The organism is Falsiroseomonas sp. CW058 (assembly GCF_050563535.1).
In the GTDB taxonomy this organism is placed as follows: domain Bacteria; phylum Pseudomonadota; class Alphaproteobacteria; order Acetobacterales; family Acetobacteraceae; genus Falsiroseomonas.
Map to the genome: position 1 here is coordinate 63,690 of NZ_JBNXUO010000012.1, position 25,793 is coordinate 89,482.

Annotated in this window: 15 protein-coding genes; 6 read left to right on the plus strand and 9 right to left on the minus strand. The window is 73.8% G+C overall.

Features of this window, described 5'->3' with window-relative positions; all coding sequences use genetic code 11:
* Nucleotides 1-77: 77 nt before the first annotated feature.
* The 9 genes from ACK8OX_RS11910 to ACK8OX_RS11950 all read right to left on the minus strand — a co-directional run bounded on the left by ACK8OX_RS11910 (nt 78) and on the right by ACK8OX_RS11950 (nt 13,100).
* On the minus strand, nt 78-2,228 hold the full coding sequence (locus ACK8OX_RS11910) for a glycosyltransferase (protein WP_430664308.1): 2,151 nt from the start codon (nt 2,226-2,228) through the stop codon (nt 78-80).
* A 19-nt stretch (nt 2,229-2,247) separates the two neighbouring features.
* The gene (locus tag ACK8OX_RS11915; protein ID WP_430664310.1) at nt 2,248-2,835 is read right to left on the minus strand and encodes a calcium-binding protein; all 588 of its coding nucleotides are present in this window, start codon (nt 2,833-2,835) and stop codon (nt 2,248-2,250) included.
* Between the two features lie 436 nt (nt 2,836-3,271).
* Entirely contained in the window at nt 3,272-6,748 is a 3,477-nt protein-coding gene (locus tag ACK8OX_RS11920; RefSeq protein ID WP_430664311.1) for a glycoside hydrolase family 99-like domain-containing protein, read from the minus strand.
* An 8-nt stretch (nt 6,749-6,756) separates the two neighbouring features.
* Nucleotides 6,757-7,641, minus strand: a complete 885-nt coding sequence (gene rfbA / locus ACK8OX_RS11925; RefSeq protein WP_430664312.1) for a glucose-1-phosphate thymidylyltransferase RfbA — start codon at nt 7,639-7,641, stop codon at nt 6,757-6,759.
* 4 nt (nt 7,642-7,645) lie between these two features.
* Nucleotides 7,646-8,548 carry a dTDP-4-dehydrorhamnose reductase gene (gene rfbD / locus ACK8OX_RS11930; protein WP_430664313.1) on the minus strand — a complete coding sequence of 301 codons (903 nt, stop codon included), beginning with the start codon at nt 8,546-8,548 and terminating at the stop codon, nt 7,646-7,648.
* Complete coding sequence (gene rfbC, locus ACK8OX_RS11935) at nt 8,548-9,150, minus strand: dTDP-4-dehydrorhamnose 3,5-epimerase (protein WP_430664314.1); 603 nt, start codon at nt 9,148-9,150, stop codon at nt 8,548-8,550. Before rfbC ends, rfbD begins: the two co-directional genes overlap by 1 nt.
* A 101-nt stretch (nt 9,151-9,251) precedes the next feature.
* Nucleotides 9,252-10,529 carry a glycosyltransferase family 4 protein gene (locus ACK8OX_RS11940; protein WP_430664315.1) on the minus strand — a complete coding sequence of 426 codons (1,278 nt, stop codon included), beginning with the start codon at nt 10,527-10,529 and terminating at the stop codon, nt 9,252-9,254.
* A gap of 80 nt (nt 10,530-10,609) precedes the next feature.
* A complete protein-coding gene (locus tag ACK8OX_RS11945; RefSeq protein WP_430664316.1) occupies nt 10,610-11,842 on the minus strand; it encodes a glycosyl hydrolase family 8 in 1,233 nt (410 codons plus the stop codon).
* 58 nt (nt 11,843-11,900) lie between these two features.
* On the minus strand, nt 11,901-13,100 hold the full coding sequence (locus tag ACK8OX_RS11950; protein ID WP_430664317.1) for a response regulator: 1,200 nt from the start codon (nt 13,098-13,100) through the stop codon (nt 11,901-11,903).
* 226 nt (nt 13,101-13,326) lie between these two features.
* Here ACK8OX_RS11950 and ACK8OX_RS11955 point away from each other — a divergent pair, with 226 nt between their 5' ends.
* From ACK8OX_RS11955 to xdhB, 6 genes are all read left to right on the plus strand, one after another.
* Complete coding sequence (locus ACK8OX_RS11955; protein WP_430664318.1) at nt 13,327-14,097, plus strand: response regulator transcription factor; 771 nt, start codon at nt 13,327-13,329, stop codon at nt 14,095-14,097.
* Nucleotides 14,098-14,357: 260 nt separating this feature from the next.
* Nucleotides 14,358-17,645 (plus strand): maltose alpha-D-glucosyltransferase, encoded by a 3,288-nt coding sequence (gene treS / locus ACK8OX_RS11960; RefSeq protein ID WP_430664319.1) that lies wholly within the window; start codon nt 14,358-14,360, stop codon nt 17,643-17,645.
* A 213-nt stretch (nt 17,646-17,858) separates the two neighbouring features.
* Complete coding sequence (locus ACK8OX_RS11965; RefSeq protein ID WP_430664321.1) at nt 17,859-19,880, plus strand: calcium-binding protein; 2,022 nt, start codon at nt 17,859-17,861, stop codon at nt 19,878-19,880.
* Nucleotides 19,881-20,077: 197 nt separating this feature from the next.
* On the plus strand, nt 20,078-22,024 hold the full coding sequence (locus tag ACK8OX_RS11970) for a calcium-binding protein (protein WP_430664322.1): 1,947 nt from the start codon (nt 20,078-20,080) through the stop codon (nt 22,022-22,024).
* A gap of 45 nt (nt 22,025-22,069) precedes the next feature.
* Entirely contained in the window at nt 22,070-23,482 is a 1,413-nt protein-coding gene (locus ACK8OX_RS11975; protein ID WP_430664324.1) for an FAD binding domain-containing protein, read from the plus strand.
* The gene (gene xdhB / locus ACK8OX_RS11980; protein ID WP_430664325.1) at nt 23,482-25,782 is read left to right on the plus strand and encodes a xanthine dehydrogenase molybdopterin binding subunit; all 2,301 of its coding nucleotides are present in this window, start codon (nt 23,482-23,484) and stop codon (nt 25,780-25,782) included. Before ACK8OX_RS11975 ends, xdhB begins: the two co-directional genes overlap by 1 nt.
* Nucleotides 25,783-25,793 lie beyond the last annotated feature (11 nt).

Consider the following 25,793-nt stretch of genomic DNA (forward strand, 5'->3'; position numbering starts at 1 on the left):
AAATGCGCGGTCAGGTCAAGATTTCGCGACCTTGAAAAGTTGAAATTGATCGCATTCGATGCGCGTGCGGGGCGATGTCAGGCGGCCGCGAAGGTCTCGCCCATCTGGGGGAAATCGCGCATCAGCACCTCGATCCGGTCGGCCCAGCGGCGATGATGGAGGCGGCGGTTGTAGGCGGCCGCGACCGTGCCGGCATAGCCGCCATGCTGCGCGATGGATTGGCGCTCGAAATGATACAGTTCCGCCTTCGGCTCGTAGAGGATCTCGCCCCCTGCTTCCCGCAGGCGCAGGCAGAGGTCGCTGTCCTCGTAGTCGCCCACGATGTAGTCGGCGTGGAAGCCGCCGACCTCGTCCCATGCAGAGCGGCGCATCAGCATCGCCGCGCCGGTGACGCCGGGCACCCGCCGCGCGCGGTTGGCGTCGGGGTAGTGGCGGGGGAATCCCTTGAAGTAGTGGCAGTTGAACCAGTCATTCCCCGGGCCGCGGGCGAAGTAGAGCCCGGCATGCTGGAGCGACCCGTCGTCGAACATCAGCTTCGGCCCGACGCATGAGATGCGGGGATCGGCGGCGAGATGGGCGAGCATCGGCTGCAGCCAGCCCGGCTGGTCCGGCACGACGTCGGAATTGAGTTGCAGCAGCACCGGCGCGGTGGCGACGGCGGCGCCGCTGTTGCAGGCGGTGGCGTAGCCGGCGTTGCGCGCATGGGTCACCAGCGTCACCGCCAGGCCGGCCAGGCCGCAATGGCCGCGCAGCAGGTGTTCGGCCTCGCCCCGCTGCTCGGGGCTGTCGAGGACGTAGATGATCTCGCTGTCGCGCAGCAGCGGGTCGCGCGCGAAGGCGCCGACCTGGTGGCGGACGAAGCGGAGGTTGCGGTAGAGCGGGATGACGACCGAGACGGGCGGGTCCCGAGGGCGGTCGCCGATCTGGATCACCTCCTGTCCCACCGGCTCGGCGCTCGCGGCGCGGTGCAGGCGTTCGGCCGCGGGGGTGATGCAGCGGTCGAGCAGGTCGGGTCCGACCTCGAGCGGGTTGACGCTCCGCAGCACCGCCTCCCGCGCCTGGGCGGCGGGGATCAGGGCCGGGCCCGCGACCAGTTCGATGGCATCGCCGGAGCCGAGCGCGACCTCGAGCCGCCATTGCGCGACGGGGCCGGGGCCCGCATCGGGCACATGGACGACGAAGCCCGGCCGCGCATCGGGGCCGCCGAAGGGCGCCTGTTCGAAACGCTTCGCGATGTCGGGCCGCGTCACGCGGAAGATCGCCTCCGGCGGGACCGGCACGGGGCCGAAGGGGCCGCGCAGGGTGAGCCCGCGGATCAGGCGCAGCGGGTCGTGCAGCCAGCCGAAGCAGAAGACCCCGCCGCCATGGTCCGACAGGGCGCGGTCGATCGAGCCGGCGACGGCGTTGCTCGGCTCGGCCGCCGCGCGGGGCGGCGCCATGGCGAGCACCTGCGCGTCGCGGATCGAATCGCGGCACCAGGGTTCGGCGGTGTGGCGGCGCAGCGCGGCGAAGGCCTGGCGCAGCAGGCCGATCGGCGCGGCGTTGCCCTGCCGCGCCAGCTCCACCAGGCTCGGCGGCTGGGCGAGGGCAGCGAGGCGCAGGGGCGGGGCGTCGGCCCGCAGCAGGATCCCGCCGGACGCCGCCCCGGCCAGCGGGGCGAGGCCCGCCTCGGGCTCCGGCACGCGGGAGAGGCCCGCCGCGGTCAGCAGCCAGCCGCCCGCATCCACCCGCCAGAGTTGCCGCCCCTGCGCGAGCCCGACCAGGGGGCGCATGCCGTCCGGCGCGGGCTGGGCCAGCGGCTCGGCGATGCCGAGCAGGGCGCGGAGGAATCCGGGATCGGCCGAGGCGCGCAGCGGGCCCGCGGCCTTGTTGGCGACAAGCGCGAGCAGGCGGGGCGCCGCGGCCGCGAGTTCGCCGAGGTGGTGGGGTGGGCGGGCCGGGCCGAGCGGCTGCCACTCCGCCCCATCCATCCGGATCTCGAGCGCGCCTTCGGCGGCGGCGCGCAGCAGCAGCAGGACGCCGGGTCCGGCGCCGTCCGGAAGGGAGAGCTGCGAGATCGGCCGGAAGGGGATTCCGCCATCCAGCCGGAACTCGGCGGCACCCCCGCCTGCGGCGCGGCCGGGCAGGATGGCGACCAGCACCTCCCTGCCGAGGCGCAGCCACCAGTTGGAATGAGAAAGGCCGACCGCGTTCGCGGCCGGCCTGGCTGAGGGATGATTGGCGCTCACCGCGCGGCGTATACCAGACTCAGACGATGCTGACGATATTTCCGATATTCGCCGTCACGTCGCCGACCGTCAGGCCCTGGAGGGTGATGGTGTCGCCGCCGAGGGTGATGACGGCGTTGCCGAAGGCGTCGGCGCTGAGGAAGGGGAGCAGGTCGGCGGGGCCGGCGACGGCGGTGCCGTTGATCCCGGCCTCGATCTGCAGCGTGTCGCTGCCGATGCTGAATCCGATGATGAGGTCGTGGCCGAAATCGTCGGAGAACACGAAGGTGTCGCTGCCGCCGTTGCCGGTCATCTCGTCATTGCCGGCATCGCCGCCGATCACATCGCCCGCGCCGCCGCCGATGATGCTGTCATCCCCGTCGCCGCCGAGCAGGGTGTCGTGGCCGCCGGCGCCCGAGATGCTGTCAGCGTCGCCGCCGCCGAGCACCAGGTCGTCCCCGCCGCCGGCATGGACGGTGTCCCGGCCCTCGCCGGCCAGCACGACGTCGTCGCCGCCATCGCTGGAGATCAGGTCGTTGCCGCCATGGCCGACCATGAAGTCACGCCCGGACGTCCCGGCCAGCCCATCATCACCGCTGCCGCCATAGATCGAAGCGAAGCCGGACATCACCACCTCCAGCAGGGCCGCCGCCGCTCGGGCTGCCCGTTTCCGTGGCGGCAGTATTAGGAATAAGACGACACGCGAGTCAACCGAAATGAATCCGTTCCGAACCCTGGTTTGGCGTGCGGGGCCGGATTAAGTTATTGATTTTACAGCACCCGGCAGATGATCGCCTGAGACTGTCCCGAAAGAGTCTTGCTTCCCGCACTGGTTGGTGACCTGCGGGCAACCCCCGACTCCAGCATGGGTGTGGCCGAAATCGCCGTCAGGGCGCACGGGGGCGACACCACGCAACCCGAAGGCGATAGGATTGTAAACGTTTCACGTCCGGGTGATCGGAGCCGCGACCACGGACGGCAGTCCTGCATTCCGGCCCCGATCCAGGGGAGCGCAACCCGCCCGGACCCTTCCCGAGCTCGGGTCCGGGAAACGGGTCCGGGTCTCATTCCCCTTGCCGGCGGCGGCCCTGCTTCATCACGGCCCGCCGGACCCTGGCACCGGCCGGGGCGGCGGGCGCCGCAGGCGGCGCCGCCCCCTCACGCATGGTGGGCAGGGGCGGGTGACGCAGCAGCGGAACATCCGCCAGCAGCACGCCTTCGGCACCGGCGCAGAGCGCGTCCAGCGACGGCGCGGGCCGCAGGGCGGCGGCGGCCAGTGCCTCCCGCCGCCAGAGCACGGCGCCTGCCGGGGTGCCGGCCCGGGCGAAGCCCTTGCCCGGTGCCCCGGCGAGCGCGGCGGCGGCCCGGCGCAGGAAGGCGCCGCCTGGAATCGCGTCGCGGTCCACCAGCCAGACGAAGGCGGCCGGGCTTGCCGCCAGCGCCGCCCGCGCCTGGGCGGACCAGTCCCCGCCCGCCGGGCCGGGCACCCGGCGCAGCACACGCTGCCACCGTGCGGCACCCTCCGCCGCCCCTGCCGCCACACGCGGATCGGCGGCCTCGTCCAGCAGCACCACCTCGCGCAGCGGCATGTCCTGGCGGAACACCGGATCGAGGCGGGTCGCGAGCAGCCGGCCCGCCCCGGCGCCCGGCACCGCCACGGCGATGTCGGGCAGGTCGGGCAGCAGATGCGCCAGCATCGCCTCCGCAGCCGGCTCGAAGGCGAAGCGCGCCGCCGCCGCAGCCTGGCGCCCCGCGCGTTCGGCGGCGGTGGCCAGCGCGGCAAGCAGGGCGGCGCAGCACCCAGCCATCGCCTCGACATCGCCGAGCGGCACGGCATGGCCGCCGCAGGCCGTGGCGAGGCCGGCACCGCCGCCGGCGCCGGCGAAGGCCACCACCGGCAGCCCTGTCGCGATCGCTTCCTGCGCCACCAGGGGGAAGGCGGCCTCGCGCGCGGTCAGGGCGAAGACGTCGGCGGCGGAATGCAGTGCCCCCGGTGCCGCCAGGTGTTCCACCACGCGCAGCCCCTCGCGCGTCGCCTCGGCGAGCTCGGCGCCCATCCAGGCGCGCACCGCCGGGTCGAGCGCGCCGACCCAGACCGCGCGCACCGCCGCATCGCGTGCGCGAAGGCGCCGGAACAGCTGCAGGAACAGGTCGATCCCGTGCCGCAGGTCGCCCGGCCCGGCGCCGAGCAGCAGCCGCGCCTCCGGCCCGAGGCCGAGGTCGCGGCGCGTTGCGTCGCGCGCCGCGGCGTCGAAGGCGGGCGGGGCGGGCAGGCCGGGTTCCACCACCACGGGCCTCGGCGTTGCCGGCAAGCCGAATTCGGCGGCGACCGCCTCCACCACCGCGGCGGCGGGGGCGAGGATAGCGTCGGCATGGCGCAGCGCGCGCAGGCCGGGCAGCCTTTCCCGCGCCCGGATCTCGCCCGGCATCTCGGCCAGCAGGACGGTGCAGGCGATCTCCCGCGCGGCCGCGGCAGCGGCGAGCCGCCCGGCGGCGGCCAGCGTCATCACCGCCCGCCGCACCCCGCCCGCCCGCGCGGCGTCGAGCGCGATGCCCGCCGCCTGCATGTCGGCCGCGACGGTGAGGTGGCCGAGCCGCCCGTATTCCTCCTCCAGCGGTCCGCCGGCGAGCAGCAGCACCTCGATCCGCAGGCCGGTGCGACGGCGGATCGCGGTCAGCACGGCCAGCAGGCGGCGCGCCGCCTCGTCCTCCTCCGCATCCGCGGCGGCGACCAGCAGGGCCGGCGCCTCGGCCGCCGGCCGGCCGGTCACGGCGCGGGCGGTGGCGTTGAGGAAGGCGGCGCCGTAATGCAGGTCGGGTTCGAGATAGGCGCCCTCGCACCACTCGTTCCAGGCGTTCACGCAGACCAGCGGCTCGCCGAAGAAGGGGGTGCGGGCCGCGCGCTCCACCAGCTCCGCCAGCCAGGCCTCGTAGGTGGCGGGCTTCGCGCCGTGGATCACCACCGTGCCGTTGCCCTGCTTGCGCGGGTCGTTGTCCCAGCCCGGCACCGCGCATTTGATGAGCGGGTAGTCGGGCTCCGGCTCGTCGAGGCTCGCGCGCACCACCTCGTCGAAGGAGAAGACGGTGCCGCTGAAGTCGGGGTCGAGGTAGTCGAGGCTGGCGCTGATCGGCGCGGTGCGCTTGGCCAGCTTGTGGGGCGGGAACTCGATGGCCGCGTCGAAGCCGAGCGGCCGCGGGTCCTCGTCGTCGAAGGACTGCGCCATGACGAAGACCGGATCCTCCCCGTGCTCCTCGCGGAAGCGCCTGCGCCAGCCAGCCACCGCGTCCTTCGTGTCGGGGACGAGGGACGCGCGGTACATGGTGATGACAGGCCGCCCCGCCACGCGGATGTAGCGGGGATCGGCGAAGTGGCGGGCGAGTTCGGCGATCAGCGCGCCTTCCTCCTCCGCGCGGTAGTCCTGGCTCATCAGCACGTCGTTGGCCGCGCCGTCCCAGCGGCGGGTCCAGTTCTCGTTCGCCCACATCAGCGCGAAGGGCATGTCGAGCGTGCGGTCGGCCAGGAAGGCCTCCACCGGCTTCTCCAGCAGGCGGTGGCCGTTGAACCAGTACCAGTAGAAGATGAAGCCGTGCACGCCGCCGCGCTTCGCCATGTCGATCTGGCGGCGCATCACGGCCGCGCCCGCATCCGGCCCGCCCAGGTGGTAATGGCCGAGGTCGCGCGGCACGCGCGGCTGGTAGTGGCCGGCGAAGCGTGGCAGGCCGCGCGCCAGGTTGGTCCATTCGGTGAAGCCCGTGCCCCACCAGGCGTCGTTCTCCGCGATGGCGTGGAACTGCGGCAGGTAGTAGGCCAGCACCTTGGCGCGCGGCTTCGCGCCGTCCGGCAGGGGGCGCGGTTCCTCGAACTCGTCGCCGGGGCGGGTGTTGCGCCGCACCTGGCGGGGGATGGTCGGCGTCTCCTGCGGCATGCGGGGATGCACGCCGGGGTCGTGGCGGTGGCGCAGCCAGTGCAGCAGCGGCGCTTCCTCCGCCGCGCCGTCCATGTGGCGCCGGACATAGTAGCGGCTGTCGAAGTCCGGCCCGGGCTCGCGCCCTTCCCGCCAGCCGATGGTGACGTAGTGGTCGAAGGCGTCGGCGCCGGCACGCGCGACGTCGCGATAGGTCGCGAGGTAGAATTCCGCGTCGAATTCCGGGATGGGGGAGGCGCCGTGCTGGCGGTGCGCCAGGTAGTGCGCCAGCGCCTTGTCCTGCGGGCCGAGCCCGTGTCGGGCGCGGTACCAGGCATTGTCGAAGAAGGGGCCCGGCCGCCGTCCCTCGGCGTCGCCATGCAGCAGGTAATGCAGCACCGGGTCGAAGCCCGCGCCGCGGATGTCCGGGTTGCTGTCCAGGTACCAGCGCGGGTCGAGGTAGAAGTTCGGCGCCCGGCCTTCCTTCCAGCCGCGGTCCACATAGTGCGCGTGCGGGTCCTCGCCCGAATGGCCGAGATCGGCGTTGTGGGCGACGTACCAGGCGGCGTCGAGGATGCCGCTGTCGCGCAGCGCCTCGATCTCCCGCGCGCGGCGGTCGGCGTCGTCGGCGTTCATCCCGTCGTTCATCGCCCGTCCTCGCGCGCCAGCAGCCCTTCGAGGTAGGTGCCGTAGCCGCTGTTGCGCAGCGGCGCGGCCAGCGCGCGCAGCGCCGCGGCGTCGATGAAGCCCATCCGCCAGGCCACTTCCTCCGGCGCGGCGACCTTCTGGCCGGTCCGCTTCTCGATCGCGCGGACGAACTCGCCGGCCTCCAGCAGGCTGTCATGCGTGCCGGTGTCGAGCCAGGCATAGCCGCGGCCGAGCTGGGTGACGCGGAGCGACCCTTCCTCCAGGTAGACCCGGTTGAGGTCGGTGATCTCCAGCTCGCCGCGCGGCGAGGGCTTCAGCGCGCGGGCCAGCGCCGGCGCGCGGCCGTCGTAGAAATACAGCCCCGTCACCGCCCAGTGGGACCGCGGCGCGCGGGGCTTCTCCTCGAGGCTCAGCGCGCGGCCGTCGCCGTCGAACTCCACCACGCCGTAGCGTTCGGGATCGGCGACGCGATAGGCGAAGACGGTGGCGCCGCCCGCGGCCGTGGCCTCACGCGCCTCGCCCAGGCGCTCCTGCAGGTCATGGCCGTGGAACAGGTTGTCGCCCAGCACCAGCGTGCTCGGGCTTCCCGCCAGGAAGTCCTCGGCCAGCACGAGCGCGCGGGCGATGCCGTCGGGCCGTTCCTGCACCTGGTACTCGATGCGCAGGCCCCAGGCGCTGCCGTCCCCCAGCAGGCGCCGGAACAGCGGCAGGTCGTGCGGCGTCGAGATCAGCATGATCTCCCGGATGCCGGCCAGCATCAGCACCGACAGCGGGTAGTAGACCATCGGCTTGTCGTAGACCGGCAGCAGCTGCTTCGAGACGGCGAGCGTCGCCGGGTGCAGCCGCGTGCCGGCGCCGCCGGCGAGCACGATGCCCTTCATCGGGTCACTCCTTCGGGGCCGCGATCGGGCCGACAAGCGCATCCAGGCAGCGCGCGAGCGAGTCGCGCCAGTCGGCGGGGGCGATGCCGTGCACCCGCCCGATCCGCGTGCAGTCCAGCCGGCCATCCGCCGGGCGCGCCGCGCGCGTCGGGTAGTCGGCGGTGGCGATGGGCACCAGCCTCGGCCGCGGGCGGCCGCGCGCCGCCGCGCCGTCCAGGATGGCGGCGGCGAAGTCGTGCCAGGTGGTGTGCGGCGCGCCGGAGAGGTGGAACAGGCCGAAGGCCTCGTCGCCCGCCGGGGCGGAGAGGAGGCGCGGCATCATCCGCGCCACCGCCTCCGCCAGGTCGGCGGCGAAGGTGGGGGCGCCGTGCTGGTCGGCCACCACGCGCAGCTCGTCCCGCTCCGCCCCCAGGCGCAGCATCGTCTTCACGAAATTGGCGCCGTCCGCGCTGCACACCCAGGCGGTGCGGAGCACGGCGCTGCGCGGGTTGGCGGCCAGCACCGCGCGTTCCCCGGCTTCCTTGCTGGCCCCGTAGACGCCGAGGGGGGAAGGGGCGTCGGTCTCGACATAGGGCGCGCCCTTGCGCCCGTCGAAGACGTAGTCGGTCGAGAAATGCACGAAGGGCGCGCCGATGGCCGCGGCCTCGGCCGCCAGCCAGCCGGCGCCGTCGCGGTTCACGGCGTGGGCCAGGGCCGCATCGTCCTCCGCCCGGTCCACCGCGGTATAGGCGGCGGCGTTCACCACCAGCGCGGGCCGCGCCGCGCGCACCGCGGCGGCGATCCCCTCCCGCCGGGTGAGGTCGAGCTCCGGCGGCTCCAGCGCCGTCACCTCGTGGCCGTCGGGCGCGAGCCGCGCGACCAGCGCGCGGGCGACCTGGCCTTCGCGTCCGGCGACGAGGATGCGCATCAGAAGACCGGCCCCAGATCGGCCAGCCGCGGCCAGCGCCGGTCCTTGTCGGACAGCACGGCGCGGGCGGGGTCCAGGTCCCAGTCGATGTGGAGCTCGGGGTCGTCCCAGGCGAGGCCGCGGTCGCAGTCGGGCGCGTAGAGCGCGCTGACCTTGTAGGCGACCTCGGTGTGCGGCGCCCGCGTGACGAAGCCATGGGCGAAGCCCGCGGGGATGTAGAGCATCAGGCCGTTCTCGCCGGTCAGGTCGGCGGTGACATGGCGGCCGAAGGTGGGAGAGCCCGCGCGGATGTCGACCGCGACATCCATGATGTGCCCGCGCAGCACCCGCACCAGCTTCGCCTGGGCATGCGGCCGGGCCTGGAAGTGCAGGCCGCGCACCGTGCCGGGCGCGACCGACAGGGACTGGTTGTCCTGCACGAAGTCGTCCTCGATGCCCACCGCCGCGAAGTCCCGCCGGTTGTAGGTCTCGATGAAGGCGCCGCGCGCATCGACGAAGCGGCGGACCGAGAGCAGCAGGGGCCCGTCTATGCCGAGGCCGCGTGCCTCCACATTGCCCGCCCGGCGCAACTCAATCCCCGCTGCCCGCAGATCGTCCGGCATCGGACTGCCCCCTTCCAGGCGAGAAACGATGTCGTCTCCATAATCCAAGGTAGAGAGTGGCGGAAGCCGCGTTCCGGTTCCGGTTTGGCGATGCCCCTCGATCAGGGCTCGGGGTCCGGGGCGGGGTCGAGGCCCGCCGCCACCCGTTCCACGAGGTCGAGCTGGCGCGGCAGGCAGATCCGGGCCAGGTCGTAGCGGGCGATGACGCTGGCGCGCGCGGCCTCGCCGAGGTGGCGGTGGCCCTCGGGGTCGGCGAGCACGCCGAGCACGGTCGCGGCCAGCCTCTCGGGCTCGAAGAAGGGGACCAGAAGTCCGGTCTCGCCATGGGTGATCGCCTCCGCGACCGGCGGCGTGTCGCTGCCCACCACGACGGCGCCGCAGGCCATGCTCTCCAGCATCGACCAGGACAGGACGAAGGGGTAGGTCAGGTAGACATGCGCGCGGGTGACCCGGAACAGGTCGTGCAGCGCGTCATGGGCGACGCGGCCGGTGAAGTGGATGCGGGAGAGGTCGAGCTGCCCCTCCATCTCGGCCAGCACCTTCGTCTTCCAGTCGGGCGCGCCTTCGGGCTTGCGGCCGTAGGACACCTCGTTCCCGCCGACCACCACGGCGTGCAGGTCCGGCCTTTCCCGCTGCATGAGGGCGAGCGCCTTCATGAAGCTCGGGAAGCCGCGATAGGGTTCGAGGTTGCGGGCGACATAGGAGATCACGGGGTCGCCCTGGCGGAACTCCCGCCCTTCGGGCGTGCGGAAGACGGCACCGGCCCGGGGCGCGCAGCGGGCGGTGTCCACGCCTTCATGCAGGCAGGTGATGCGGGCACGGGCCCAGGCGGGGTAGCGGCTGCGTTGCCAGCGCGTCGGGCTGACGCCCCAATCCGCCCCCTGGAGCGAGACGAGCTGCGTCGCGTTCAGGGTCCGCACCCGCGCCGCGTCGTCCAGGCTGACCTGCTGGGCGGGGTCGAAGCCCAGGTCCTGGCCGTGGGAGTTGTAGTAGAATTCCCAGTAGAACAGCGTCCGGGCGCGGGGGAAGACATCCTTCAGGAACAGCCCGTCCCCCCAGCCGGGATGGCAGACGATGATGTCCGGGTTCAGCCCTTCCTTGTCGCGCAGCTGCACCAGGCGGTTGGCGATGTGCTGGCCGCGCCGGGTCGCCGCCTCGAAGGGGCGGAGGTAGCGGTGCGTCTGCTCCCCCGCGCCGCGCGGCGCGCCATAGGCGACGTAGCGGACGCCGGGCGCGGCGTAGCCTTCCTTCTCGCCCACGCCCCAGACCTGCACCCCCTGCCGCTGCGCCAGCGCCGGGGCAAGGTGGGCATACTGACCGGGGAAGTTCTGGTGGACGAACAGGGCCCGCAGCGGCCGGCGGGGCGTGAAGGCGGACATCGTGTCTCCGGCGCGGGAAGGGTCCGGCGAACCCTGGGTTGCGCCCGGCGCGGGGTCAAGCCGGGCCCGGGCCGGCCCTGTCACGCCCGCGCCCAGAGCCGGCGGAAGGCGGCGACGGCAGTGTTGGCGGGCGGCGGGGGCGGGGCGGGCGGCGTCGCATCGGCCAGCAGGTTCCGCGGGTTCTCCCGCAGGGCGATGCGCGACAGCAGCGCGAGGGCGGCGGAGTAGTAGTCGGGGCTGCGCGCCACGCTCGGCAGGTTGCGCGCCAGGCCGCGCTGCCAGCCGGTGGCGGTGGTGACCTCGGCCACCGCCTCGATGCCCGCGGGGGCCGAGTAGGGGGCGACCTGGCCGCTGCGCAGGTCGGCCCAGGCCGGGCGCATCGGCAGGCTGGGGTCGTTCCAGAAATTGGCCGCGGCGCGCATCGCCGGCTCATCCGTCATGCCGGCCCAGGCCAGGTGCAGCGGCACCCGCACCGCGTCGAAGGAGAAGCGCATCGGCCAGCCGGCCGCCGGCCGCACGAGGGCGGCGGTGGCATGGGTGCGCCCCATCTCCACCCAGTCCGCCGGCAGGCCCCAGCGGCCGTAGCGCATGTTGCGCAGCATCGTCACGCCGTCGCCCATCACCCGCTGCCAGGCGCGGTCCGGCACGGCGCGGGACAGCGCGAACAGCGCGGGGAAGGCGTAGTAGGACGGGTTGACCACCACGCGGTCGGGATGGACGAAGCCCTGCGCGCCGGGCAGCAGCACGGTGCGGCCGCCCACCTCCAGGACCAGCTTCTGCAGGATCGCCTCGCCGATCCGGGTCCCCTCCCGCCGCCATTCCGGCTCGCCCCAGCGGTCGGCGGCGCGCAGCAGCGACCAGGCGATGTAGAGGTCGCCGTCGGTGGCGTTGTTCGGGTCCTCCACCGGGTTGCGGCTGCCCGGGCGGAAGCGCCAGGAATGCAGCCCGTCCGGCCGGCGCAGGTTGCGCCGCGCCCAGTGGAACACGCGCTCGAAGGTCGGGCGGTCGTCGAAGGCCTCGGCGAACAGCATCGCGTAGCCCTGGCCCTCGCTGTGGGAGATGCCCTGGTTTCCGGTGTCGAGCACGCGGCCTTCCGGCGTCACGTAGCGGTCGCGGAAGGCCGCCCATTGCGCGGCCGGGTTGTCGGGCCCGGTGGCCTCGGCCCCGGTCGTGCTGGCGGCGCCGCAGGCGGGGGTGGCGACGAGCGCGGCGGTCGAAAGCGCGAGCAGCCCGCGCCGGCGGAGCGCGGAGGGGGCGCGGATTTCTTCCGCATTCGCATCGATCATCGGCGCGGCGATGCATTCGGCGAGCATGGCGCGGGATCCTTGGCGTGGTTCGGGTCGGGTCGGAAGGGGAAGGCGGGCGGTGCGGTCAGGCGCCGCGGATCAGCAGGCGGGCGCGGAGCCCGCCCTCGGGCAGCGTCCAGGCATCGAGCCGCCCGCCCTGCAGCGCGACCATCCGTCGCGCGATCGAGACCGGCAGGAGCTGGCCGGGCGAGGGCTCCCCGGCATCACCCCCCACCGGCCGGACGGGGCGGATGGTCAGGTCGATCCGCGCCTGGCCGCCGCCCGCATCCACCGACACCTCGGCCTGCGCCGCGCCGTCGCAGTCGCGCAGCGCCCGCGCGGCCAGCAGCGCCACGGCGCGCACCAGCCGCGCGGTGTCGAGCAGGAAGGCCGGGTCGGCCTCGGGCTGGAGGATGATGCGCCGCCCGCAGCGGAGGCCGAGCGCGTCGAGCCGCGCGCAGAGGGCGCCGAGCAGGCCGTGGGCGGAGATCGGCGCGATGTCGGGCGCGAGCGTCCCGGCCTCCAGCGCCGCCACCTCCAGCAGGTCGTCCACCAGGGCGAGGAGCCGGCGCGTCTCGGCCTGGTCGGTCGGCTCGGCGGGGCCGGCCTCCAGCAGCGCGGCGAGCGGCTCGCGCATCTCCCGCGCGGTGGCTTCCAGCGCGGCGCCGGGGCCGGCGAGGCGCTGGGACAGCGTGTGCAGCAGCGCCTCGGCGGCCTCGGCCGGGCTGCGGACCAGCGGCGGCGCCGGCAGCGGGTCGGGCCGGACGAGCACGAGGGCGGCGCGGCGCCGGGCGGCGGCGCGGTCCAGCGCCTCCTCCAGCATGCGGCCCAGCTCGGCGCCGCGCATCGGCTTCTGGAGCATCCCAAAGGCGCCGAGCCGGTTCGCCGCGAGGCTGTAGCCGGGCGTCACGTAGCCGGTGACCAGCACGACCTCCAGCGCCTCGGCCGGGCCGCGGCCGTCCAGCGCGTGCTCGGCCAGCGTCAGCCCGTCCATCCCCGGCATGCGGATGTCGGTGACCAGCGCGCCCACATCCGCCCGCCCGCGCAGCACGCCGAGCGCGGCCTGCGCCGAGTTGGCGGTCAGCACGGCCATACCGCGGCGTTCGAGCATCTCGGCCAACTCGTCGCGCACCTCCTCCTCGTCGTCGACGACGAGGACGGCGAGGCGCGGCGCGACCGGGGTCGAGAGCGTGGTGGCGTCGAGCAGCAGCTGGCGCGTGCCGGGGGCGGCCGCGGCGGGGGTGGTCTGGTCGGAGGTCGTCGCGAAGCCGAGTGGCAGGTTCATGGTCCCAACTCCCGTCCTGGAAGGGGGGCGGGGCCGCGCCGTGCGGACCGCCCCGAAGGCGGAGTGGTTAATGACCGGTTAACCTGTCGCCGTGGTGTCGAGTGTCGTATGAAGAATTCTCGCATAAGCTGAGACTGCCGCTCGACGTCGCCCCCGGTCGTCGGCTACAGCCTGTGTCGGGGAAGGTCTCCGTTTGCGGAGACGACCGCGTGTGGGGAGACTGGACGTGGTGACCAGGACGGCGACGGCGCCGCGCGGCGTCGCGGCTCGCGAGACGCGGACGGAGGATGCGGGGTCCGAGGCCGCTTCCCTCACACCCCTGGTCCTGCTGGCGGACGACGAGCGGGAGCTGACGGACGAGATGGCGGCCTACCTGGCGCGCTACGGGCTTCGGACGCTTGTCGCCAATTCCTACCCCGCGGCGCTGGCGATCCTCGACACGCAGCGACCTGACGCGGTGATCCTCGACCAGCGGCTGGGTCCGGTCGACACGCTGCCGCACCTGCCCGACCTGCGGGCGCGCACCGATGCGCCGATCCTGATCGTGACCGGCAACCGCGAGGAGACGGACCGCGTGCTCGGGCTCGAGCTCGGCGCCGATGACTTCCTGGTGAAGCCGGTGTCGGGGCGCGAGCTGGTGGCGCGGCTGCGCGCGCGCATCCGCCGGCCCGGCAATGCCGCCCCGCAGGCGCCGCGGCGCGACCGTTGGCGGCTGCAGCCGGTGGAGCGCCGCCTGGTGCGGCCGGACGGTTCCGTGGTGGACCTGACCACGGCGGAATTCGACCTTCTCGCGGCGCTGGCCGCCCAGCCGGGCGAGGTGATGACGAGGGAGGCGCTGACGCAGACCGTCTTCCGCCGCCCGTTCCGCACCGGCGACCGGGCGGTGGACAATGCCGTGCTGCATCTCCGCCAGAAGCTGGCTCCAGAGCTGGGGGAACGTTGCATCGTGACCATCCGCCAGGTCGGCTATGTCTTCATCGGCTTTCCGAATCCCTGATTCCGGGCATCGTCCCAAACCGCTGACCTGATCCCGCCCGACGGCGTCTATCGCGCCGGGGTTGCTTTGATGTCTCCGAATCTTGCGCGTGTGCCGGCGGTGGCGATGCTACGCCACGCTTGCGACGCGGCATCCCGGCGCGAGCCACTCCCCTGGTTGTCCCGGGCGCCCCTCCACCCCCTCCGTCCCACGCGCGGGCCGGCCGGAACATCCCCGGCAACCCGGCGTTCCGCCCGGTCGGAGCGGGGCGGGAGGCACCTTTGGCGGCTGGACGAGGGCAGGACGACGCGGGGCGCGAGCCACTGTGGTGGCGCGACGCCGTCATCTACCAGCTGCACCCGAAGTCCTTCATGGACGGCAACGACGACGGGATCGGCGACTTCGCCGGCCTTGTCTCGAAGCTGGACCACATCGCCGGGCTCGGCGTCGACGTGATCTGGCTGCTGCCCTTCTATCCCTCGCCCCGGCGCGACGACGGCTACGACATCGCGGACTACACCGATGTCCACCCGGACTACGGCCGGCTCGGCGATTTCCGCCGCTTCGTCGCCGCGGCCCATGCGCGCGGCCTGAAGGTCATCACCGAACTCGTCATCAACCACACCAGCGCCGACCACCCCTGGTTCCAGGCGGCGCGCCGCGCCCCCCCGGGCTCGCGCGAGCGCAGCGTCTATGTCTGGTCGGATGACGACCGCCGCTACGACGGCACGCGCATCATCTTCTGCGACACCGAGACCTCGAACTGGACCTGGGACCCGGTCGCCAAGGCCTATTACTGGCACCGCTTCTACAGCCACCAGCCCGACCTGAACTTCGACAATCCCCGCGTCATGGCGGCCGTGCTGCGGGTGATGCGCTTCTGGCTCGACATGGGGGTGGACGGGCTGCGGCTGGACGCCGTGCCCTACCTGGTGGAGCGCGAGGGCACCAGCAACGAGAACCTGCCCGAGACGCATGCGATCCTGCGCCGCATCCGCGCCGAGCTGGACCAGCGCTACCCCAACCGGATGCTGCTGGCGGAAGCCAACATGTGGCCCGAGGACGTGCAGCAGTATTTCGGCGCCGGCGACGAATGCCACATGTGCTTCCACTTCCCCCTGATGCCGCGGATGTACATGGCCGTCGCGCAGGAGGACCGCTTCCCCATCACCGACATCCTGCGCCAGACGCCCGACATCCCCGAGGGCTGCCAGTGGGCGGTGTTCCTCCGCAACCACGACGAGCTGACGCTCGAGATGGTGACGGACAGCGAACGCGACACGCTGTGGCAGGTCTATGCCGCCGACCGGCGCGCGCGCATCAACCTCGGCATCCGCCGCCGCCTCGCGCCGCTGATGGAGCGCGACCGGCGGCGGATCGAGCTGATGAACGGGCTGCTGCTGTCCATGCCCGGCACGCCCGTCATCTACTACGGCGACGAGATCGGCATGGGCGACAACATCTTCCTGCGCGACCGCGACGGGGTGCGCACGCCGATGCAGTGGTCGCCCGACCGCAACGGCGGCTTCAGCCGCGCCGACCCCGCAGCCCTGGTGCTGCCGCCCATCCAGGACCCGCTCTACGGCTTCCAGGCGGTGAATGTCGAAAGCCAGCTGCGCGACCCGTCGAGCCTGCTGAACTGGACGCGGCGGATGCTGGCGGTGCGCAAGCGCACGCGCGCCTTCGGCCGCGGCGCGATGCGCCTCCTCTACCCCGGCAACCGCAAGGTGCTGGCCTATCTGCGGGAGTGGGAGGAGGAGGCGGTGCTCTGCGTCTTCAACCTCTCCCGCGCGGCGCAGGCGGTGGAGCTGGACCTGTCGGCCCTGGCGGGGCGGGTGCCGGTGGAGATGCTGGGCGGCACCTCCTTCCCGCCGGTCGGCGCGCTGCCCTACCTGCTGACGCTGCCGCCCTACGGCTTCCACTGGTTCGTGCTGGCGCAGCCCGGCGCGGCGCTGCCGGCCTGGCACGTCCCCGCGCCGGAGCCCCTGCCGGAATTCCGCACCCTGGTCGCCCGCGCCGGCGCCGGCTGGCTGACCGCGGAGGCCCGCGCCGTGCTGGAGCGGGAGGTGCTGCCCGAATGGCTGCCGCGCCGCCGCTGGTTCGCCCCGGGCGAGGGCGGCGCGCGGGGGGCGCGCTTCGCCTTCGCCACGCCGATGCCCGATGCGCCCCTGCCGCTGCTGCTGGCCGAGGTGGAGGCGGGCGGCGAACGCTGGGCCGTGCCGCTCGCGCGGATCGGCGAGGAGGAGGCGGCGAAGCCCGCCGGCCAGCTTGCCCTCGCGCGGTTGCGCCAGGGGGCGCGGGTCGGCCTGCTGACCGACGCCGCGGCGACCGACGGCTTCGCCCATGCCGTGCTGGCCGCCTGCCGCGACGGCCGCCGCATCGCGACGCCCGAGGGCGAGATCGTCTTCGAGGGCTCGGCCGCGCTGGCCGCGCTGGCGCTGCCCGCGGCGGCCGAGGTGCGGCGGCTCGGCTCCGAACAGTCCAACACCTCCGTCATCCTGGGCGAGGCGGTGGTGCTGAAGCTGTTCCGCCGCGTGCTGCCCGGCCCCCATCCGGAAGCCGAGATGGCGCGGCACCTGACCTGCATGGGCTATGCCGGCACGCCGGCGCTGCTGGGGGAGGTGCGGCGCATCGGCGCCGATGGCCAGCCGCCGCAGACGCTGATGATCCTGCAGGCCTTCGCCCGCAACCAGGGCGATGCCTGGGCCTGGACGCTGGACTGGCTGGCCCGCACTGTGGACGAGACGGCGCTGACCGAGGCCGCGCCCGATGCCCCCCTGGCCGGCTACCTGCCGCTGGCCGAGGCGATCGGCCGGCGCCTGGCGCAGATGCACCTGTTGCTGGCGCGCCCGGCGGAGGAGCCGGACCTCGCGCCGGAGACGGTGGACGCCGCGACCGCGCGACGCTGGGCGGAGGAGGCGGCGCAAGGGGTGGGCCGGGCGCTGGACCTGCTGGCGCGGCCCGGCGCGGTGCCGGCGGGGCCGGAGGCGGAGATGGCGGCACGGCTGGTCGGCCAGCGCGATGCGCTGCTGGCCGCCATCCGCGCGCGGGTGCCCGCGCCGGCGGGGCTGGTCGCCACCCGCATCCATGGCGACTTCCACCTCGGCCAGGTGCTCGTCGCGCCGGGCGACGCGGTGATCCTCGACTTCGAGGGCGAGCCCGGCCGGCCGCTGGCGGCGCGCCGCGCGAAGGGCAGCCCGTGGCGCGACGTGGCGGGGCTGCTCCGCAGCTTCGACTACGCCGCCGCCGTCGCCGCCGCCACGGAGGAGAGCGGCACCGCCACCGCGGCGCCGACCGGCCGGCGGGCCGAACTGATCGCCGCCTGGCGCGAGGCCGCCGGCGCCGCCTTCCTCGACGCCTACCGCGCGACCTGGGAGGCGGAGGCCGGGCCGGCGCCCGCGGGTGCGGCGGCGGCGCTCGAGCTGTTCCTGATCGACAAGGCCGCCTACGAGGTCGGGCACGAGGCCGCCCACCGGCCGGTCTGGCTGCCGGTGCCGCTGCGCGGGCTGCACCGCCTGGCGTCGAGCTTCCTCGGCCTGGCGCAGCCGCGGGGCGACGACCCGCATTGACGGGCCGCGCCGCCCCTGTTTCGCCCGCCGCGCGAAGGCCCGCGCAGCGCCTGCGACCGGGGGAGGGGTTTGAACGAAAATGTTAGGGCTGCCTCGCCGCTCGTGCGGTGACTTAGCGGATGTATACATCCAGATAATATTTCGGGCGGCGGTTCCGCGCCGTCCGGCACCGTGCCCTGGCCGGTGCCAGCACCTTGCACCGGAGATGCCGGCATGGATCTGAACCTGCTCGTCCGCGGCCAGTCCAACGCGATCCTGATGATGGACAGCAACGGATGGGCGGGCCAGGCGGCCCTTCAGCAGGAGGTCCAGCGCCTGCTGGGCTTCGATGGCGTCAACGACCGCGTCAACATCGTCTATGACTGGTACGACTGGAACAGCGGCACCGCCTTCGGCGGCACCGCCCTGATCGGCGACTGGCTCGCTCCCCGCAATGGCGACTGGCGGCAGGGCTGGAGCGTCGCCGGGCGGGAACAGGCGCTGCTGAACGAGATCGCCTCGCTTCCCGCATCCCAGCGCGACGACCCGACCGCGGTCCTGTGGCTTCACAGCGAATACGACAGCGCCCGCGCCGACCTGACGCCGGAGGAGTGGATGTCCGCCGTGCGCTTCGACGCGGCGACCACGCGGGCCGCCTTCGGGCAGGGCGCGGGGACGATCCCCTACCTGTTCATCTCGGCCATGCCCTACTACGGCACCACACAGGGCCACAACGCGATCCGCCAGGGGATGGAGCGGCTCGCGGCCGATGCCACCTTCAACGCCGCGATCGCCGCCCGGATGATCGACACGGATGTCGATGGCGACGCCGCCGGCCAGTACGGCGGCGGCCACATCGACGCCGAGGACGCGATGCAGACCGCGCTGCGCAGCGCGCGCGCGGTCGCCGAGGCCTTCGCGCCTTATGCGAAGCCCGGCTCCCCGGTCGCGGCGGCGGGCGGGAACATCGCCGACGAGGGGCCGCAGGTGGTGCGCGCCACGCCCGTGGGCACCACCCAGCTCCGCGTCGATGTCCGGCACGACAACGCCACCGGCTTCCAGGCGCTGGATCCGGATGCGGCGGGCGGGATCGGCTGGACCGTCGTCGGCTCGGGCGGGCTGGTGAATGGCCGCGGCGTGATCATCGAGGATGCCGACACGCTGCTCGTCACCTTTTCCGGCCCGCTGCCGGCCGATGGGAAGCTCTACTACGGCTACGGCTATGGCCGGCTCTGGGGCGCGGACGGCGCGGGCCGGGGCAATGCGGTCTACGACAATCAGGGCCTGCCGATCTGGGTCGCGGCCGACGGGCTCGTGCCTTCGGGCATGACCGCGCCGCCGCCTCCGCCGCCCGGCCCGTCCGGCGTGACGCGGAGCGGCGGCGCGGGGAATGACAGCCTGCGCGGCGGCAACCTCGGCGACAGCCTGTCCGGCAATGGCGGCAACGACACGCTGAATGCCGGGCTCGGCGACGACACGCTGCTGGGCGGGGACGGGGCGGACATGCTGCTCGGCGGCGGCGGGGGGGACATTCTCTCGGGCGGCGCGGGCAACGACCACCTGCGCGGCCAGGCGGGGGACGACGTGATCTCCACCGGCAGCGGGCTCGACATCGTGTTCTTCGGCCCGGTCGAAGGCGCGGACCGGGTGACGGACTTCGCCCTCGGAACCGACCGGGTGCGGCTGACCAATGTCACGACCGACCAGGTGACCGCGGCGGTGACGACCGAGGGCGGGGTGTCCGGCCTGCGGCTCACCCTGCCGGGTGGCGAGACGCTGTTCCTCGAAGGGATCGGCCTCGTCACCGCGGCGCAGCTCGGCCTGTCCGGCAGCTTCCGCGCCTCCACCGCGCCGCCCGCATCGGGCGGGCTGGTGCTCAACGGCACCGCCGGCGCGGACGTGCTGCAGGGCGGGGCGGGGTCGGACACGATCTCGGGCGGGGCGGGGTCGGACGACCTGCAGGGCCTCGGCGGCAACGACCTGCTGCGCGGCGGTCGGGACCATGACGGCCTGACCGGCGGCGCGGGCATCGACACCTTCGCCTTCGCCCGCGGCGACGGGCCGGACTGGGTGGTGGACTTCCAGCCGGGTGTCGAGAAGATCCGGCTGGAGGGCATCACCGCCGGCCAGGTGGTGCAGACGGTCGAGACGCGCTGGGGCATGGTCGGGCTCGACCTCGACTTCGGCGGCGGCGACGAGATGTTCCTCCAGGGCGTCTCGGCGAGGATCGCCGCCACCGACTTCGTCTTCGCTTGATTGCCCCTTCCGGCGCGGGCGCGGCATCGGCGCCGGGGTTGCCGATGACGCCAGGATGATGTGGTGCACGCCAATGTGCGCCGGATCGACATTATACTACATACGTTATTGGAATAACTTTGCTCCCGGCGGGCGCCACCCTGCGGCGCGGCCCGCATCACCCGGTGCCTCCAACCAACCCCATCCAGAGGTCGGCCATGGATCTGAACCTGCTCGTGCGTGGCCAGTCGAACGCCATGTTCCTCATGGAATACGAAGGCGGCGCCGGCCCCGCCCTGGTGAGCGAGGTGCAGCGTCTCCTGGGCTTCGACGGCGTCAACGACCGGGTGCGGCTGGTCTATGACAGCGATGGGTCGGACGGCGCCGCCACCGCCTTCGGCGGCACCAGGCTGATCGGCGACTGGCTCCTGCCGCGCAACGGCGACTGGCGCCAGGGCTGGGACCTGGCGGAGCTGGAGCAGTCGATCCTGGCCACCGCGCGCGGGCTTCCCGCGACGCGGCGCGACGACCCGACCGCGGTGTTGTGGCTGCACAGCGAATCGGACAGCACGCGCTTCGACCTGACGACGGAGGAATGGGTCTCCGCCGTGCGCTTCGACGCGGCGCAGCTGCGCGCCGCGCTGGGCCAGGGCGCGGCGACCACGCCCTACCTGTTCGTGTCGGCCATGCCCTACTGGGGCAACCCCGACTATTTCGGCACGGATGAGGGCACCCAGGCGATCCGCCGCGGGATGGAGCAGCTGGCCGCCGATGCCGGCTTCCACGCCGCGATCGCCGCCCGCATCCAGGACGTGGACATGGATGGCGACTTCGCCGGCGCCTATGGCGGCGGGCACATCGACGCCCAGGACGCGATGCAGACGGCGCTGAGGAGCGCGCGCGCGGTGGCGGAGGCCTTCGCGCAATATGCGAAGGCGGGCTCGCCGGTCGCCCTCGCGGGCGGGAACATCGCCGATGAGGGACCGCAGGTCGTCGCCGCCACGCGGGTGGGCGCCAACCAGCTGCGCATCGACGTGCTGCACGACGCCGCCGGCGGGTTCCGCGCGCTCGATGCCGATGCGGCCTCCGGCCTCGGCTGGACGGTGCGGCTCGACGGCGGGGCGATGCAGGCCACCGCGGCGTCGATCGTCGATGCCGACACGCTGCTGCTGACCTTCTCCGCGGCGCTGCCCGCGGAAGGGCGGCTGTTCTACGCGCATGGCTATGGGCGGCTGACGGGCGCGGATGGCAGCGCGCGCGGCAATGCCGTCTATGACGACCAGGGCCTGCCGATCTGGGTGGCGGCCGGGGGGCTCGCCCTGCCGCCGGGCTCGGGCGGCACCGCCATCGACATGGTGGTGCCCGGCACGGCTGGCGACGACTGGCTGAAGGGCGGCGCGGGTGCCGACACGCTGACCGGTGGGGCCGGGTCCGACGACCTCCAGGGCGGCGCGGGCAACGACGTGCTGGCGGGCGGGCGCGACCATGACGGCCTGACCCTCGGCGCCGGCGCCGACACCGTGGTCTTCGCGCGCGGCGACGGGGTGGACTGGATCGTGGACTTCACCCCGGGCACGGACCGCCTGCTGATGCAGGGCTACGCGGCCGGCGAGGCGGTGATCGCGGCGAAGACCTACTGGGGCATGGCGGGCACCGAGATCCGGCTGGCCGCCGGGGACAGCATCTTCCTCCAGGGCGTCACGGCATTCCGCGCCGCGGACGTCACCTGGGGCGGCGGCACCACCCAGCCACCGCCACCGCCACCGCCCCCGCCGGCCGGGCTGCTCGTCAACGGCAGCGTGGGCGACGACTGGCTGAAGGGCGGCACCGGGGCCGACACGCTGAACGGCGGCGCGGGCAGCGACGACCTGCAGGGCCTGGCGGGCAATGACCGCCTGTCCGGCGGCCGCGGCCATGACGGGCTGACGCTCGGCGCCGGCGCGGACACGGTGGCCTATGCCCGGGGCGATGGCTGGGACTGGGTGGTGGACTTCACCCCGGGCACGGACCGGCTGGAACTGTCCGGCATCACCGCCGGGGGGGTGGTGCGGACGGCCAAGGTCTACTGGGACATGGCGGGGCTGGAGCTGAGCTTCGGCGCCGGTGACGTGATCTTCCTCCAGGGTGTCTCGACGCTGGGCGCGGGGGACATCGTCTTCACCTGACGACGGCCCTTCGACCGCGGCGCGGGGTCTGCTTAACTCGGCGCCATGACCGCGATCGGCTTCGTCCTCAACGGGCGGCAGGTGAGCCTGCCGCCCGGCACCTCCCCCACCGCCTCGCTGCTCGACTGGCTGCGCGCCGGCGGGCTGACCGGCACGAAGGAGGGCTGCGCGGAAGGCGACTGCGGCGCCTGCACCGTGGTGCTGGAGGAGGCGGATGGCCGCCGCGTCCCGGTGAATGGCTGCCTCACCCTGCTCGGCCAGCTGGATGGTCGCGCGATCCGCACGGTGGAGGGGCTGCGCGGCCCCGACGGCGCGCCGCACCCCATCCAGCGCGCGATGGCCGAGAGCGACGGCACGCAATGCGGCTTCTGCACGCCGGGCATCGTGATGACCGCCTGGGCCCATGCGCGCGAGGGCGGGGAGGTGCACGAGGCGCTGGCCGGCAACCTGTGCCGCTGCACCGGCTACCGCCCGATCCTCGACGTCTTCGCGGCGCTGGCCGATGACGGCGCGGCGCCGCCCGCGCTGCCGCCCGCATCGCGGTCCCGCGGCGGCGCGCGGTTCGAGGCGCCGGGCCAGGTCTTCCACCTGCCGTCCTCGCTGCCCGAGCTGCTGGCGCTGCGCGCCGCCCATCCCGCCGCCTGGCTGCTGGCGGGGGGCACCGATCTGTCCCTGCGCGTCTCCGACCACCGGGAGGTCCCGGCCGAGGTGATCTGCCTGCTCGACGTCGCCGAGCTGCGCGGCGTGGAGGTGGCGGAGGCGGGCGTGACCGTCGGGGCTGCCGTGCCCTATGGCGACTTGCTGCCGGTGTTGCGGCGGGAAGCCGGCTTCGCCCCCTTCGCGGCGCTGATGGCGCGGCTGGGGTCGCGGCAGATCCGCGGGCTCGGCACGCTCGGCGGCAATCTCGGCACCGCCTCGCCGATCGGGGATGCGCTGCCGCCGCTGGTCGCGCTGGGTGCCACGGTGCGGGTCGCCTCGGTGCGCGGCGTGCGGGCGCTGCCGGTGGACGGGTTCCTGACCGGCTACCGGCGGAACGCGCTGGCGGCGGATGAGGTCATCCTTTCCGTCCATCTGCCGCGGCCAGGCCCGGACGTGGTCCTCGCCTGCGAGAAGGTCAGCAAGCGCCACGACCAGGACATCGCGACGGTGGGCGCCGCGATGTGGCTGCGGATGGCCGGCGGAGCGGTTGCCGAGGCGCGGCTGGCCTTCGGCGGCGTCGGTCCCACAATTGTCCGCGCCTCGCGCGCCGAGGCGGCGCTGGCGGGGCGCCCCTTCGATGCCGGGGCGGTGGAGGCGGCGGCGGAGGCGCTGGCCGCGGACCTCGCGCCGCTCGGCGACTGGCGCGGCACGGCGGAGTACCGCCTGGCGGTGGCGGGGGGCCTGCTGCGCCGGCTGCACCTGCGCGCCACGCGCCCCGACCTGCCGGCCGAGGTCGCGGCTTTCGCGGAGGCGGTCTGATGGACGGCACGCAGGGCCTGCCGCGCAAGGGAGCCGGCGCCGCGCTGCGGCACGACAGCGCGCTGAAGCACGCGACCGGCGAGGCGCGCTTCGCCGACGACATGGGCGAGGTGCCGGGGCTGCTTCATGCCGCGCTTGTCCTGTCCGACGTGGCGCATGGGCGCGTCGTCTCGCTCGACCTCCCGGCGGCGCGCGCCATGCCGGGGGTGGTCGCCGCGATCGGCCCGCGGGACCTGCCGGGCGTCAACGACATCGCCCCGATCGGCAAGGATGAGCCGCTGTTCGCCGACCCGGTGGTGGAATTCGCGGGGATGCCGCTGGCGATGGTGGTCGCGACCAGCCGCGACGCCGCGCTGCGCGCCGCGCAGGCGGTGCGCGCCGAGGTCGAGCCGCTGGAGCCGGTGCTGACGATCGAGCGCGCGCTGGAACTGGGCCGCAACGTCGTGCCCCCGCAGGTGCTGGCGCGCGGCGACGCCGCTGCGGCCATCGCCGCCGCGCCGCGCCGGATGGAGGGCGAGTTCCGCGCCGGCGGGCAGGAGCATTTCTACCTGGAAGGCCAGGTCGCCATCGCGACGCCGGGCGAGGATGGGGAGATGGCCGTCACCTCCTCCACCCAGCACCCGTCGGAGGTGCAGCATGTCGTCGCCCGCGTGCTGGGCTGCGGCTACAGCCGCGTCACCGTCACCTGCCGGCGGATGGGCGGCGGCTTCGGCGGCAAGGAGAGCAATGCGAGCTGGGTGGCCGCCGCGGCCGCCATCGCGGCCCGCGTCACCGGCCGCCCGGTGAAGCTGCGCCTGCCGCGCCGCGCCGACATGACCGCGACCGGCAAGCGCCATCCCTTCCTGTATCGCTGGACCGCCGGCTTCGACGCCAGCGGCCGCATCCTCGGGCTGGATGCGCTGCTGGCCGCGGATGGGGGCTGGAGCCTCGACATGTCGGCGGGCGTCGTGTTCCGCGCGGTGACCCACGCGCTGAACTGCTGCGACGTGCCGGATGTGCGGATCACCGGGCTGGCGGCGAGGACCAACACCGTCTCCAACACCGCCTTCCGCGGCTTCGGCGGGCCGCAGGGCGCGCTGCTGATGGAGGACGTGGTCCACCGCGTCGCCGCCGCCCTGCGCATGACGCCCGAGGAGGTGCGCGCGCGCAACTTCTGCGGCATCCCCGGCAATGGCGACGAGACACCCTATGGCCAGAAGCTGGAAGGCGACCTCATCGCCCGCGTCTGGGCCGAGGCGCGGCGCGATTCCGCATGGGACCGCCGGCGGGGCGAGATCGCGGCCTTCAATGCCGCGCACCCGACGCTGCGGCGGGGCCTCGGCAGCATGGTGCTGGCCTTCGGCATCTCCTTCGGGATCATGCACCTGAACCAGGCGGGCGCGCTGGTGCATGTGTATTCCGACGGGTCCATCCGGCTGAACCATGGCGGGACGGAGATGGGGCAGGGCCTGTTCGTGAAGGTCGCGCAGGTGGTGTGCGAGGTCTTCGGCGTCGACCTCGACCGCGTCGCCATCACCGCCACCAGCACCGCCGAGGTGCCGAACACAGCGGCCACCGCGGCCAGCACGGGCAGCGACCTCAATGGCTGGGCGGCGCACAATGCGGCGACGGCGATCCGCGACCGCATGGCCGGCGTCGCGGCACGGCGCTGGGGGATCGCGCCGGGCGAGGTGGTCTTCGCCGACAACCGCGCCTGGGCGGAGCGCGTCGGCGCCAACCGCTTCCTCGACTTCGGCGAGCTTGCGAAGCTCTGCTTCCTGGAACGCGTCTCGCTCTCGGCCACCGGGCACTACAGCACGCCCGACATCCACTGGGACCGGGAGAGGATGCGCGGCCGGCCGTTCTTCTACTTCTCCTACGGCGCCGCGGTGAGCGAGGTGGTGGTGGACACGCTGACCGGCGAGCATCGCTGCCTGCGCACGGACATCGTGCAGGATTGCGGCCGCAGCCTGAACCCGGCGGTGGACCGCGGCCAGATCGAGGGCGCCTTCGTGCAGGGCATGGGCTGGCTGACCTGCGAGGAGCTGTGGTGGGACGTGCAGGGGCGGCTGCGCACCGTCGGCCCCTCCACCTACAAGATCCCGGGCAGCCGCGACGTGCCGCCGGCCTTCAACGTCCGCCTGCTGGAAGGCGCGCCGGCGCGGTCGGAGACGATCTTCCGCTCGAAGGCGGTGGGGGAGCCGCCGCTGCTGCTGGCCACCAGCGTCTGGAACGCGCTGAAGGACGCGATCGGGGTGGAGGCGCTGGACCTGCCCGCCACGCCGGAACGCGTGCTGATGGCGATCCGGCGGAAGGGCTGACACGCGGCCCA